This window comes from Planosporangium thailandense (assembly GCF_011947195.1).
In the GTDB taxonomy this organism is placed as follows: domain Bacteria; phylum Actinomycetota; class Actinomycetes; order Mycobacteriales; family Micromonosporaceae; genus Planosporangium; species Planosporangium thailandense.
Genome location: NZ_JAATVY010000018.1, coordinates 1 through 12,099, shown reverse-complemented (window position 1 = coordinate 12,099; position 12,099 = coordinate 1). Strand labels below are relative to the sequence as shown.

General features: G+C 69.3%; 13 protein-coding genes. 7 read left to right on the top strand and 6 right to left on the bottom strand.

Going from position 1 to position 12,099, the window contains the following annotated elements:
- Positions 1–91 precede the first annotated feature (91 nt).
- Positions 92–1,189 carry a sugar ABC transporter substrate-binding protein gene (locus HC031_RS21925; RefSeq protein WP_167927268.1) on the bottom strand — a complete coding sequence of 366 codons (1,098 nt, stop codon included), beginning with the start codon at positions 1,187–1,189 and terminating at the stop codon, positions 92–94.
- Between the two features lie 418 nt (positions 1,190–1,607).
- On the opposite strand from HC031_RS21925, the gene xylA reads away from it, so the two are divergent.
- From xylA to HC031_RS21910, 3 genes are all read left to right on the top strand, one after another.
- Positions 1,608–2,792: a xylose isomerase gene (gene xylA, locus HC031_RS21920; protein WP_167927267.1), complete on the top strand. Its 1,185-nt coding sequence runs from the start codon at positions 1,608–1,610 to the stop codon at positions 2,790–2,792.
- A 140-nt stretch (positions 2,793–2,932) separates the two neighbouring features.
- Positions 2,933–4,150 carry a cytochrome P450 gene (locus tag HC031_RS21915; protein ID WP_167927266.1) on the top strand — a complete coding sequence of 406 codons (1,218 nt, stop codon included), beginning with the start codon at positions 2,933–2,935 and terminating at the stop codon, positions 4,148–4,150.
- A gap of 22 nt (positions 4,151–4,172) precedes the next feature.
- Positions 4,173–4,376 (top strand): ferredoxin, encoded by a 204-nt coding sequence (locus tag HC031_RS21910; RefSeq protein ID WP_167927265.1) that lies wholly within the window; start codon positions 4,173–4,175, stop codon positions 4,374–4,376.
- A gap of 3 nt (positions 4,377–4,379) precedes the next feature.
- Here HC031_RS21910 and HC031_RS21905 read toward each other — a convergent pair whose 3' ends face one another.
- The gene (locus HC031_RS21905) at positions 4,380–4,616 is read right to left on the bottom strand and encodes a hypothetical protein (protein WP_167927264.1); all 237 of its coding nucleotides are present in this window, start codon (positions 4,614–4,616) and stop codon (positions 4,380–4,382) included.
- The gene (locus tag HC031_RS21900; protein WP_167927263.1) at positions 4,610–4,888 is read right to left on the bottom strand and encodes a hypothetical protein; all 279 of its coding nucleotides are present in this window, start codon (positions 4,886–4,888) and stop codon (positions 4,610–4,612) included. Before HC031_RS21900 ends, HC031_RS21905 begins: the two co-directional genes overlap by 7 nt.
- Before the next feature lie 233 nt (positions 4,889–5,121).
- Here HC031_RS21900 and HC031_RS21895 point away from each other — a divergent pair, with 233 nt between their 5' ends.
- A complete protein-coding gene (locus tag HC031_RS21895; RefSeq protein WP_167927262.1) occupies positions 5,122–5,991 on the top strand; it encodes a hypothetical protein in 870 nt (289 codons plus the stop codon).
- Positions 5,992–6,018: 27 nt separating this feature from the next.
- Positions 6,019–6,438 (top strand): cupin domain-containing protein, encoded by a 420-nt coding sequence (locus HC031_RS21890; RefSeq protein ID WP_167927261.1) that lies wholly within the window; start codon positions 6,019–6,021, stop codon positions 6,436–6,438.
- Positions 6,439–6,530: 92 nt separating this feature from the next.
- Here the strand turns inward: HC031_RS21890 and HC031_RS21885 are convergent, their stop codons facing one another.
- Entirely contained in the window at positions 6,531–6,809 is a 279-nt protein-coding gene (locus tag HC031_RS21885) for a DUF6295 family protein (protein WP_167927260.1), read from the bottom strand.
- 11 nt (positions 6,810–6,820) lie between these two features.
- Entirely contained in the window at positions 6,821–7,609 is a 789-nt protein-coding gene (locus HC031_RS21880; protein WP_205863072.1) for a dienelactone hydrolase family protein, read from the bottom strand.
- Positions 7,610–7,655: 46 nt separating this feature from the next.
- Between HC031_RS21880 and HC031_RS21875 the strand changes: the two genes are divergently transcribed.
- Positions 7,656–9,362 carry an MFS transporter gene (locus HC031_RS21875; protein WP_167927259.1) on the top strand — a complete coding sequence of 569 codons (1,707 nt, stop codon included), beginning with the start codon at positions 7,656–7,658 and terminating at the stop codon, positions 9,360–9,362.
- A 73-nt stretch (positions 9,363–9,435) separates the two neighbouring features.
- On the opposite strand, the gene HC031_RS21870 is transcribed toward HC031_RS21875, so the two are convergent.
- The gene (locus tag HC031_RS21870; RefSeq protein ID WP_167927258.1) at positions 9,436–10,647 is read right to left on the bottom strand and encodes a cellulase family glycosylhydrolase; all 1,212 of its coding nucleotides are present in this window, start codon (positions 10,645–10,647) and stop codon (positions 9,436–9,438) included.
- Between the two features lie 201 nt (positions 10,648–10,848).
- Between HC031_RS21870 and HC031_RS34005 the strand changes: the two genes are divergently transcribed.
- Positions 10,849–12,099: GGDEF domain-containing protein (locus HC031_RS34005; protein WP_167927257.1), on the top strand; the 1,251-nt coding region annotated here is incomplete at its 3' end.

Here is a 12,099-nt window from a genome sequence, read left to right as displayed (position 1 = left end):
GTGAGGCGGCGCAGTGGCGGTGCCGGAGGGAGGCACCGCCACTGCGCCGAGCCGAATCGATGCGTACTGACAGGGTCGGGCTCGGCTGCGGCTACTTGATGCCGGCCGCGGTGCACTTGGCGGCGAAGTCGCCGGTGCACAGGTCGGCGGCGCTGACGTAGCCGTCGTCGACGACGTCCTTGACGTTGTCCTTGGTGATGGCGACCGGGGTCAGCAGCACCGACGGCACGTCCTTCTTGGTGGTCGGGTCGGTGACCTTGCCGTCAACGGCCTTCTTCTGGCCCTTGGCGAGCGAGATGGCCAGGTCGGCGGCGGCCTGGGCCTCCTTCTTGACGGCCTTGTAGACGGTCATGCACTGGTCGCCGGCGAGGATGTTCTGCAGGCCCTGGACGGTGGCGTCCTGACCGGTCACCGGCACCTGCCCGTTGAGCTTCTGCTTCTTGAGCACCGTGATGGCGGCGTTGCCGAGGCCGTCGTTGGCGGCCAGTACGCCCTTGATGTCGGGCTTCTGGGTCAGCATCTGCTCGAAGATGGTGGCGGCCTGGGCGTTGTCCCAGTCGGGCACGGCCACGTCGGGGCCCTTGACGTACTCGCCCGAGTCGTACTTGGGCTTGAGGACCGAGTCGTAGCCGTTCTTGAACAGCGTGGCGTTGTTGTCGGTCGGCGAGCCGTTGAGCTCCGCGACGACGGGCTTCTGCGCGCCCTTGTCGGCCAGGCACTTCACCAGGCCCTGACCCTGCAGTTCGCCGACCTTGGTGTTGTCGAAGCTGACGTAGTACTGCGCGCCGCCGCCGAGGGTCAGCCGGTCGTAGTCGATCGTCGCCACGCCCTGGGACTTGGCCTTGTCGAGGACGGCCTTGCCGGTGCCGCTGTCCAGGTTGACGATCATCAGGACGGTCGCGCCGTTGGTGATCATCTGGTCGGCGATGGTCTGGAACGCGGTCTTGTCACCCTGCGCGTTCTGGATGTCGGCCTTGACACCGGCCGCGTCGAACGCCTGCTGGAGGAACTTGCGGTCCGCAGTCTCCCAACGGGCCGACGTCTTGCTGTCAGGCAGGATGACACCGATCTTCGGCGTCTTGGTCTCGGAACTGCCGTTGCCGCTCGACGACTTGTTGCTGTTGCCGCAGGCGGCCATGCCGCCGGCCGCGACGACCGCGACGGCGAGGGCAAGAATGCCTCTGCGCATGGGCACGGATCCTTTCGGGTGGGCTGCCGCGGAAGCGGCGGTTCGGGGGGTGCGGTGTGCTGCTTGGTGTCCGGATCCGGGTCGACGCAGCGTGGCGCCGTGCGACCCGTCGGCCGGGACCGGGGGAGACCGGGCCACCGAAGCAGGTCCTGGCCTCGGCAAACCCGGTCGTTGCGGTTTGTTGTGCCCGGCAACGTATTCCGATCCATCGCTCTTGCGCAATGGTCTGGCGGGACGAGTTTGTTGCCGCCGATAACAATTTGGCGACCCCGCCTTCATTCGGTGGACATATAACGACCGGTTGATCCGGTAAGTCCGACTTGTACGGTCGGGATCGCCGTGATCGTCGGCCTTGACGGCGGGATCGGGCCGTACCTACGGTCACCGCACACCGTCAGCCACCCCGGGGAGTGACGAAATGACCACCGGTCCGAGCAAGGTAGACAAGTTCTCGTTCGGCCTGTGGACCGTGGGTTGGCAGGGGCGCGACCCGTTCGGCGACGCCACCCGCCCGCCGCTCGACCCGGTGGAGACCGTGCACCGGCTCGCCGAGCTCGGCGCGTACGGCGTGACCTTCCACGACGACGACCTCGTCCCGTACGGCAGCGACGACGCCGCGCGCGACAAGCAGATCTTCCGCTTCCAGGCTGCGCTGGCTGAGACGGGCCTGGTCGTGCCGATGGCCACCACCAACCTGTTCACCCACCCGGTGTTCAAGGACGGCGCGTTCACCAGCAACGACCGCGACATCCGCCGGTACGCCCTCCGCAAGGTGATGCGCAACCTCGACCTCGCCGCGGCGCTGGGCGCGCAGACGTACGTGTTCTGGGGCGGGCGGGAGGGCGCGGAGTCCGACGCGGCCAAGGACATCCGGGCCGCGCTCGACCGCTACCGCGAGGCCATCGACCTGCTGGCCCAGTACGTCGTCGACCGCGGGTACGGGATCCGCTTCGCCATCGAGCCCAAGCCCAACGAGCCGCGAGGTGACATCCTGCTGCCGACCGTCGGCCACGCGCTCGCGTTCATCTCCGAGTTGGAGCACCGTGAGCTCGTCGGCGTCAACCCGGAGGTCGGCCACGAGCAGATGGCCGGGCTCAACGTCGCCGCCGGCATCGCGCAGGCGCTGTGGCAGGGCAAGCTGTTCCACATCGACCTCAACGGCCAGCGCGGCATCAAGTTCGACCAGGATCTCGTGTTCGGTCACGGCGATCTGCTCAACGCCTTCTTCCTGGTGGACCTGATCGAGCACGGGTCCGACGGCGGCCCGGCCTACGACGGACCCCGGCACTTCGACTACAAGCCCGCGCGTACCGAGAACGCCGCCGGCGTATGGGCCTCGGCGGCGGCGAACATGCGCACGTACCTGCTGCTCAAGGAGCGCGCGGCGGCGTTCCGCGCCGATCCCGAGGTGCAGGCCGCCCGCGCGGCGAGCCGGGTCGCGGCGCTGTCGGCACCGACCCTCGCCGCCGGGGAGACGTACGCCGACCTGCTCGCCGATCGCAGCGCGTACGAGGACTTCGACGCCGATGCGGCGGGCGAGCGCGGGCTCGGGGCGGTCCACCTCACCCAGCTCGCGGTGGAGCACCTGCTCGGTGCCCGCTGAGGCGATGCTCGGAACGCGCCTGAGCCGGAGTTTTGCCGTTATGGCAAAGGGTGACCGGATCGCCCGGCGGAGGAGGGCTTCGGGGTAACTTTGGGAACTGCGAGGAGCACCCGCACTGTCGTCCCCAGGGAGGCGTCGACATGCCAGGGACCACCGCTACCGATCTTCCGTCGTTCCCCTTCCCGGAGCTCAACGACAACCCCTTCGATCCGCTGGCCTACCAGGAGCGGCTGCCGGAACAGGGACCGATCACCCGCGTCGCGCTGCCGACGGGCGGGTGGGCCTGGCTGCTCACACAGCTCGCCGACGTGCGTGAGGTGCTGCGCAGCCCGGCGTTCAGCGCCGACATCATGAAGCCGGGCTTTCCGCTGCTGCGGCCGCTGCCGGCGCAGCGCGACGCGCGCGACCGGGCGGGCGTCTTCATCCGGATGGACCCGCCCGAGCACGGCCGCTACCGCCGCATGCTCACCCCCGAATTCATGATCAAGAGCGTGCGTCGCCTCGAACCACTGATCCAGCGCACGGTCGAAGGCTTCCTCGACGACATGATCGCCGCCGGACCGCCGGCCGATCTGGTCGCGTCGTTCGCGCTCCCGGTCCCGTCCCTGGTCATCTGCCACCTGCTCGGCGTGCCCTACGACGACCACGACTTCTTCCAGAGCCGCAGCAGGGTGCTGCTGAGCAACACCACCTCGGTGGCCGACGCGCAGGCCGCCGCCGACGAGCTGCAGGACTACCTCAGCCGGCTCGTCACCGCCAAGGAGCGCGACGGCGGCGACGACCTGCTGGGCCGGCTCGTCGCCCACCGCCTGCGCGACGGCCAGCTCACCCACGACGAGGCCATCGGCATGGCCCTGCTCCTGCTGGTTGCCGGGCACGAGACGACCGCGAACATGATCGGCCTGAGCACGCTCGTCCTGCTCCGGCACCGCGAGCAGTTCGAGGCGCTGGGCGTCGATCCCGGTCGCGCCCCGGCACTGGTGGAGGAGCTGCTGCGGTACCTCACGATCGTGCGCAGCGGGCTGCCGCGGATCGCGGTCGAGGACGCCGTGGTCGGCGGCCAGCAGATCAGGGCCGGGGAAGGGGTCATCGCGCTCCTGCCGGCAGCCAACCGCGACGAGGCGGTCTTCGTCGACGCCGACCGGTTCGACGTCGACCGCGGCGGTCAGCACCACGTCGCGTTCGGATTCGGCGTACACCAGTGCATCGGCCAGCCCCTGGCCCGCACCGAGCTGCGCATCGCCCTGGCCGCGCTGGCGCAGCGGCTGCCCACGCTGCGGCTGGCCGTACCACCCGACGAGGTCGCGGTGCGCCCCTCGTTCATCCACGGCCTGCAGAAGCTGCCGGTGACCTGGTGACAGCGCTGGAGAGGGGGGCCTCATGCGGGTGCGCGCCGACCGGGACCGCTGCTGCGGCTCGGGAAACTGTGTCATGACCGTCCCGGACGTGTTCGACCAGGACGACGCGGAAGGGTTGGTGCTCGTGCGGCTTGCTGAAGTACCGGCTGCGCTGCGGGAAGGGGTGCGGCAGGCGGCGGAGCTGTGCCCGGCCGCGGCCATCGAGGTCGAGGAGGACCAGGCATAGGTACTACGTGTCGCGCGCTGGGGTGGCGTCGTCGTCGAGGGCCCACTCGCTGAAGTGGTCGACCATGTGCCTGCCGTGAACCACTTGTTCACACGGCCAGACCCGGCCGCAGTGCCGGCAGCAGCCGGTACCGTCGGCCCGGTGCAGCGCGAGGACTTGCCGGTGGTGGGCGACCTGGCTGGTCGCGTACTGCGCGAACGCGACGACCTGTGACCGGTACACGCCCACCGGCGTCACCACCGGCCGGACTGCCGGCGCCGGCGTACGAAGATCGCCCAGCCGCCCCGGCCGGCCGGTACACCGCAGGCGTACGCCAGCCCCGCGAGCGCCAGCCGCGACAGCGGGCACGGGTAGAGCTGGTTGGCCCGTCCGCACTGCTGGCAGAAGCCGTCGGCGGCCGGCTGGTGCGCCTGCCAGAGAGCGCGGGCCAGCCGCCATACCAACGGGCGTGGACAACCGGCCGGGGGATCGACCGGTGGCTTGCTCGAGTCGAAAAGTGGCGGTGAAACCATGGTCTGGCTCCGGCAGATAACGGGGTAAACGGGCGGTCGGAAATCTGGCACTCGATACTCGAGCGGGCGGACACCGGTGGACCGTGCGGAGATGGCCCAAGACTGTCGTATCGGCCTGTCTCGCCGCATTACCGGCTTTGTCTCATCCCGAACATCTCGCCCCTATGCCGTCTCGTCTTGGTCTCGTCAGGCGATACGGTCAGCTCTCCTTATCTCCGAGGAGGGCTGGCGACTTGACCGCCAAGCTGCCAAGACTCAAAGCGCTGTTGGTGGATCGGCATTGGCAGACGTATCGGACGTTCTGCCAGGAGTACGACCGTGTGGCACGGTGTATCGATTCGTCTCTCGTTGGCATGTGGCCGAGTCGGGCGCAGTTCCATCGGTGGCTGTCGGGCGAGCTCAAAGGGCTTCCGTACCCGGACGCCTGTCGGATCCTTGAAGCGATGTTCCCCGGTTGGCGAGCCGAAGAGCTTTTCGCCGTGGGGCCGATCGACCTACCTGCGAGGCACGAGCCAACCGGGCAGGCTTTCGCCGCCAGAAGCCCGGACGCGCCAACCATCCACCCGGACCTGGCCGAGGAGGACAATCGTGCGGTCGCGCGGCGAATCCGCAGTGCTGATGAGATCTTCTTTGCCGCGCACACCGGCTACGCCGCGATGGTTTCGCAGTACCAGTCAGCAGTGCGATGCGCGATCGCCAACGGGGCGCGACTGCGGGTCGTCGTGTCGGACCCGGACGGTCCACTGATGGCTGAGCCGGAGCTGACGACGCGTTTGTGCCCGAGCATTCGTCAGGCCGGTGAGATCGAAGACGTCCTCTTCACCTGCGGGCGGCACCGAGCTACCGCTGTTGATGCGGGCTACCCCGAGGAGAATGTCCAGGCACGGGTCTACATGGGTCCGCCGAGCATGAACATACTTCTCGTCGACGGATGGCTGCGCCTGATCCCGTATCTGCCACTGGTCGACGCTGCCGACTCCCCGGTGTACGAGTTCGCGCTCGACTCAGGCGGACGCACGCCGCTGATCGCCAAGTACTTCATTGCCGTCGAGCGGCTCTGGGCAGGATCGCGGACTGTCGACTTGGCCGCGATCGCGGTGTGACCGGACGTCCGCGCCTAGGATGGCTCGATGGACAAGGTCAGGATCCGGCGCCTGCCAGTGGTGTCGCCACCTGTTCCCGACGGCGGAGGCCGCGTCGTGTCGTCGGCCGGTGAGCTGGCACAGATCGTCAATGGTGTGGCGTACCGGTTCTTGGCGTACGTCGAGTTCCGTCCGGATGCCCCAAGGCTGCGCGGCAACCATTTTCACGAGCGTAAGACCGAGATCATGTATCTGATCCAGGGCCGTCTCCTGGCGCTGTACGAAGACGTGGATACCGGCGAACGGTCCTCGGTCGAATTGACAGCGGGGGATCTGGTGACAATCGAGCCCCGGTGCGCCCATGTCTACCGGGTCCTGGAGCACGCGCACGCGGTTGAACTTTCGACCACCGAGTACGACCCCGATGACACGCAGCGGTACCAGCTTGCAGCCATTGTCGACGGCTGAACCGATGCCCTCCACCCGGACCGCGACTGGCGATCTTGGACACTTGCGCGGCCTATAGCCCGCGCAAGTGTCCAAGATCCGCGCGAAGTGCGCTACGCGCCCTGGCGGGCGCTGGCCAGGCCGGGCGGGGCGCTGGCCAGCGCCGCCCGGATGGCGTCGGCGAGGGCCAGCGCCGCCTCCTCGGTCAGCTCGACGGCCACCCGCGCGGACGGGCCGGCCGCCGGGTTGAGGAAGTCGATGTTGAGGGTGTGTTCCTGCGGCGCGTGTACCGGGTGGTCGACGTACACGGTCGCGTGGCTGAGCGCGAACCAGCCCTGTGGGCCCTTGCCGCTGCCCTCGATCTCGATCTTCTCGGTCAGGTAGGTGCACATGGTGGCGCTCCTTACGCGCTCAGGTGGCGGCCGAAGAAGTCGAAGACCTTGTTCCAGCCGTCGACGGCCGCCTCCGGCCGGTAGTTCGGCCGGTTGACGGCGAAGAACGCGTGCCCGGCGTCGTCGTACGTGTGGAACTCGTGCTCCTTGCCGAGCTTGGTGAGCAGCTGGTCCAGTTCGGCGGTCTGCTCCGGCGACGGGTACTTGTCCTCGCCGCCGAACAGCCCCAGCAGCGGGCAGGACAGCCGGTCGGCGATGTCGTTCAGGGGCTTGACCTGGAGCGGGTAGCCCTCCGGTGGGGTGCCGACGACGAACGCGCCGTAGCAGTCGACGGCAGCGTCCAGGTCGAGGTTGCAGGCGGCCAGGAACGACTGACGGCCGCCGGAGCAGTACCCGATGACGCCGACCTTGCCGTTCGAGGAGTTCAGGCCGCGCAGGTAGGCCGCGGCCCCGCCGACGTCACCGACGAGCCGCTCGTCGGGTACCCCGCCGTTGGCCCGGGCCGTGGCGGCGGCGTCATCGGGGCTCGCGCCGGGCGCCTCCCGGCTGTACAGGTTGGGGCAGATCGCCAGGTACCCGTGGGCGGCGAACTTGCGGGTGATCTCCTTGGTCGCGGCGTCGTAGCCGGGCATGTGGTGGATGACCACCACCGCGCCGTAGGGGCCGGGGCCCAGGGGACGGGCGAGGTACGCCTCGATCTCGTCCCCGCCGTGGCCGCTGATGGTGACGGTCTCCGCCAGCATCGCGTCGTACATCGTGATCGCTGCCTCCGTGAGGTGGGTACGTGGCGGGATGGCCACCCGCCAGGCATATCCTTAGCTTAAGCTAACTATTTTCGGGAGTGTCATGCCCACCGCCAAGACCGAAGCCCTGCCGGCGACCCGGGCCGGCGGCCGGGTGCCCTACAAATGGTCCGTACTGTCCAACACGACGCTGGGCATGCTTCTGGCCACCGTTAACGCCTCCATTCTGATCATCTCGTTACCGGCGATCTTCAACGGGATCCACCTCAACCCGCTGGCGCCCGGCAACGTCGGCTACCTGCTGTGGATGCTCATGGGGTACATGCTGGTCACGGCGGTGCTCGTGGTGAGCCTGGGCCGGCTGGGCGACATGTACGGGCGAGTGCGCATCTACAGCGCGGGGTTCGCGGTGTTCACCGCGTCGTCGGTGGCCCTCGCGCTGACCCCGGCCGGCGGCCAGGCCGGCGCGCTCTGGCTGATCGGGTGGCGGCTGGTCCAGGGCGTCGGCGGCGCGATGATGATGGCCAACTCGACGGCGATCCTCACCGACGCCTTCCCGGCCCGGCAGCGCGGTACGGCGCTCGGGGTCAACCAGGTGGCGGGCCTCGCCGGCAGCTTCATCGGGCTGGTCCTCGGCGGCATCCTGTCGGCGTGGCACTGGCGGGCCATCTTCTGGGTCAGCGTCGTCGTCGGCGCCGTGGGGACCTGGTGGGCCTACCGCAACCTGCGCGAGACGGCGGCACGGCGGGCCGGCGTACGCGTCGACTGGTGGGGCAACCTCACCCTGGCGGCCGGACTGACCGCCGTGCTCGCCGCGATCACGTACGGCATCCAGCCGTACGGCGGCCACACCGAGGGCTGGACCAACCCCTGGGTGGTCGCCGGCCTCGCCGGCGGGCTGGTACTCCTGGTCGTCTTCTGCGTGATCGAGACCAGGGTCGCGCAGCCGATGTTCCATCTCGGCCTGTTCCGCATCCAGGCGTTCTGGGCCGGCAACGCGGCCGCCCTGTTCAACGCGATCGCCCGCGGTGGCCTGCAGTTCATGCTCATCATCTGGCTGCAGGGCATCTGGCTGCCCCTGCACGGTTACAACTTCGAGGACACGCCGCTGTGGGCCGGCATCTACCTGCTGCCGCTCACGATCGGCTTCGTCGCCGCCGGGCCGGTGTCCGGCTACCTGTCCGACCGGTACGGCGCCAAGATCTTCGCCACCGGTGGTCTGATCATGATGGCCGTGACGTTCATCGGGCTGCTGCTGATCCCGGTCGACTTCAGCTACCCGGAGTTCGCGGTGCTGCTGTTCTTCAACGGCGTCGGTTCCGGGCTGTTCTCCGCTCCCAACACCACAGCCGTGATGAACGCGGTGCCCGCCGGGCAGCGCGGCGTGGCCTCCGGCATCCGGGCCACGTTCCAGAACGCCGGCATGGTGCTGTCCATGGGGGTCTTCTTCTCGCTGCTGGTCGCGGGGCTGTCGAGCTCGCTACCGGGCGCGCTGCGCTCCGGGCTCGCCGCCCAGGGCGTACCGGGTCCGGCGGTGGCCGCCGTCGCCGCCGTGCCGCCGGTCGGGCTGATGTTCGCGGCGTTCCTCGGCAGCAACCCGATCGCCTCGCTGCTGAACTCCGCCGGCGTGCTGCACCGGCTGCCGGCCTCAACGGTGGCGACTCTGACCAGCAAGAAGTTCTTCCCCGCGCTGCTGTCGGGGCCGTTTCACGACGGCCTGGTCGTAGTCTTCGTCCTCGCCGCGGTCCTGGCGGGGGCGGGCGCCGTCGTCTCGCTCTTCCGTGGTGGCGTCTACATCCACGACGAGTAGACGTAGCCCCGATGGCTGGGCGCGTCCCAGACTGAGACTCACCGTGACCCTGACACTGATCCTCACCGTGACCTCACCGTGATCCGAGCGACCAGGCCGGCCAGCGGCCCGCCGGCCGCGTCGACGCGGACCGGCCGGAGCCGTACCCGGGCGCGAAGGCCGCCGCCAGGTGCGGCACCCGCGGGCGTCCATCGGTGGACGGCGGCCAGGACGGGTACCGGCCGGCAGGGGCCGTCGTCGACGCCGCCGACGCCGCCGCCGCCCAGGGCAGCAGGTCCGACCACTGCCACCGTTTCGGGGCCCGCACCCGCTGCGCCGTGCCGCCGAAGATGGTCGCCTGGTCCGAGTTGGTGCGCAGCCCGTTGACCCCGGTGAGGAACCGCACCCCCCAGGGCGTACGGAGGCTCGGGTTGAAGTTCTTCACCATGTCCAGATAGGCCGCCTCGGTGTTGCCGCTCCACGACCAGCCCAGGAAGCCGATGCGATACGCCTGGCAGTACTGCATCACCGCGTCGACGGCGGGCCTGCCGTAGGGGTGGTTGGCCGAGAACTCACCCACGACGATCGGCAGCCGGCGCTTGATGAACGACTGGAGATAGTCGCGGACCTTCGCGGGCGTGTTGAACATCCCGTACATGTGGACGTCGAAGACGGTGTTGCGGGCAGGGTCGGCGGCCTCCACCTTCGCGGCGTTGTCGCGCATCGTGAACGAGTCGTCCTGCCCCCAGTCGGGCCCGCCGACCATCAGGGTGTGCTGGAAGCCCGCCGCGCGCAGCCGGCCGATGGCCCGTATCGTGTCCTGGGTCCAGGTCGCGTCGCGGTGGTAGCCGAACGGTTCGTCGGCGACGTTGACGATGACGTAGTTCTCCTGCCCGACGAGCGCGCTGCGGACACTGATCCAGTAGTCGACGGCCTGGTCGATCGTTGCGGCGCCGTCCTGCTGGCCCTGGCCCATCGTGTCCTGTGCCTCGAAGATGCAGATGAGCCGGCTCCGCTTGCACAGCGCGATGGCCGCGGACAGGTCGGCCGCCGTGGTGGCCGGTTTCCAGCGCTGGCCGATGATCAGCGAGAGCCGGATCGCGTTTGCGCCGGCCGCCTTGACCTCGGCGAAGACGCCGGTCTGGCTGGGGTACCAGGCGTACGAATGGTTGATGCCGCGCAGGACCAGGTCGTGGCCGTTGGCTTCGACGAGGCGGCCGTCGCGTACCCGCATCCCGGTGTCGGCCCGTGCGGGTGGTGTGAAGACGATGCCCGAGGCGAGGAGCGCGAGAACCGTGGCTCCCACCGCCGCAAATCCTCTTCTCATAAGCACCTCGACGTTGCGCCTCGGCAGGTGAACTCGACGGGGTGAACTCGACTCGGTGGACCTCGCCGGCAGCTACCCGGCTGTGTTCTGCTTACCCGCGCCGGCGGGGGCCGGATACCGTGGCTCACCCCCGGGCGGCGTACTCCTAAATGCCGTGCCCGGCCTGCCGATGGGGGTGGTATGAGTCTCCGATCCGGTTGGTCGGCGTGGTCGCGGTGGACGGTCGTCGGCGCCCTCGCCATCGGCGTGTTCCTGCTCGTCCCGCGGCCCAGCCTGGCCAACGCCGCGCTGAACGAGGGGATCGGGGCGGCGACCGTCGTCGCGATCCTCGTCGGCGTCCGGATGCACCGCCCCTCCCGGCCCGCGTTGTGGTACTTCCTGGCGGCGGGCCAGGCTGCGCTGGTGATCGGGGACACGCTGTTCGACTACTACGAGCTGGTACGGCACGACACTCCGTACCCGTCGGTCGCGGACGTGTTCTATCTGCTGCAGTTCCCCCTGACCGCGGTCGGCCTGTTCGTTCTGATCAAGGGCCGGACGTCCGGACGGGACCGGGCGGGCCTGCTCGACGCCGCGATCATCTCCACCGGCCTGGGCCTGCTGTCCTGGGTGTTCCTGATGGAGCCGCTGGCGACCGACTCGTCACAGGGCATCGCGGCCCGGATCATCTCCGTGGCGTACCCCGCCGGCGACGTCCTGCTCCTGGCGATGCTGGCGCGGGTGCTGACCACGCCCGGCGCCCGTACGCCCAGCTACTGGCTGCTGGCGGCGGCCCAGGGGATGACGATGTTCGCCGACGTGGGCTTCAGCGTGCTCAACACCGCGACCGGATACGAGACCGGGGCGTTCGACGCCACCTGGCTCGTCGCGTACCTGCTGCTCGGCGCCAGTGCCCTGCACCCGTCCATGCGGTCGCTGTCGGAGGTCGCGCCCGACCGGGCGCCGCGCATCAGCCGGGTCCGTCTGATGGTGCTCGCGGGCACCTCTCTGTTCGCCCCCGCGATCCTCTTCTGGCAGGGCGCCACCCACCACCGCATCGACTGGCTGGCGGTCAGTGCCGGTTCGGTCGCGCTGTTCCTGCTGGTGGTGGCGCGTATCTCGGGTCTGGTGTCGCGGGTGCAGGATCAGGCGACCCAGTTGGCGGCGTTGGCGCACAACGACGGGTTGACCGGGGTGCCGAACCGGCGCGCGTGGGAGCTGGAGCTGCCGCGGGAGCTGGCCAAGGCGCGCCGGGGTCGTACGCCGGTCAGTGTCGCGCTGTTGGACATCGACCACTTCAAGCGCTACAACGACCGGTTCGGTCATCAGGCCGGCGACGAGCTGCTGAAGGCGGCCGTCGCGGCGTGGGGTTCGCAGCTTCGCCCCGGTGACCTGCTCGCCCGCTACGGCGGGGAGGAGTTCGGCGTGGTCCTGCCGGGGCTGACCGTCGAG

Excerpts from the sequence above, each read along its gene's own strand:
- HC031_RS21925 (WP_167927268.1), bottom strand. The coding sequence starts at position 1,189 with ATGCGCAGAGGCATTCTTGCCCTCGCCGTCGCGGTCGTCGCGGCCGGC.
- xylA (WP_167927267.1), top strand. The coding sequence starts at position 1,608 with ATGACCACCGGTCCGAGCAAGGTAGACAAGTTCTCGTTCGGCCTGTGG.
- HC031_RS21915 (WP_167927266.1), top strand. The coding sequence starts at position 2,933 with ATGCCAGGGACCACCGCTACCGATCTTCCGTCGTTCCCCTTCCCGGAG.
- HC031_RS21910 (WP_167927265.1), top strand. The coding sequence starts at position 4,173 with ATGCGGGTGCGCGCCGACCGGGACCGCTGCTGCGGCTCGGGAAACTGT.
- HC031_RS21900 (WP_167927263.1), bottom strand. The coding sequence starts at position 4,888 with ATGGTTTCACCGCCACTTTTCGACTCGAGCAAGCCACCGGTCGATCCC.
- HC031_RS21890 (WP_167927261.1), top strand. The coding sequence starts at position 6,019 with ATGGACAAGGTCAGGATCCGGCGCCTGCCAGTGGTGTCGCCACCTGTT.
- HC031_RS21885 (WP_167927260.1), bottom strand. The coding sequence starts at position 6,809 with ATGTGCACCTACCTGACCGAGAAGATCGAGATCGAGGGCAGCGGCAAG.
- HC031_RS21875 (WP_167927259.1), top strand. The coding sequence starts at position 7,656 with ATGCCCACCGCCAAGACCGAAGCCCTGCCGGCGACCCGGGCCGGCGGC.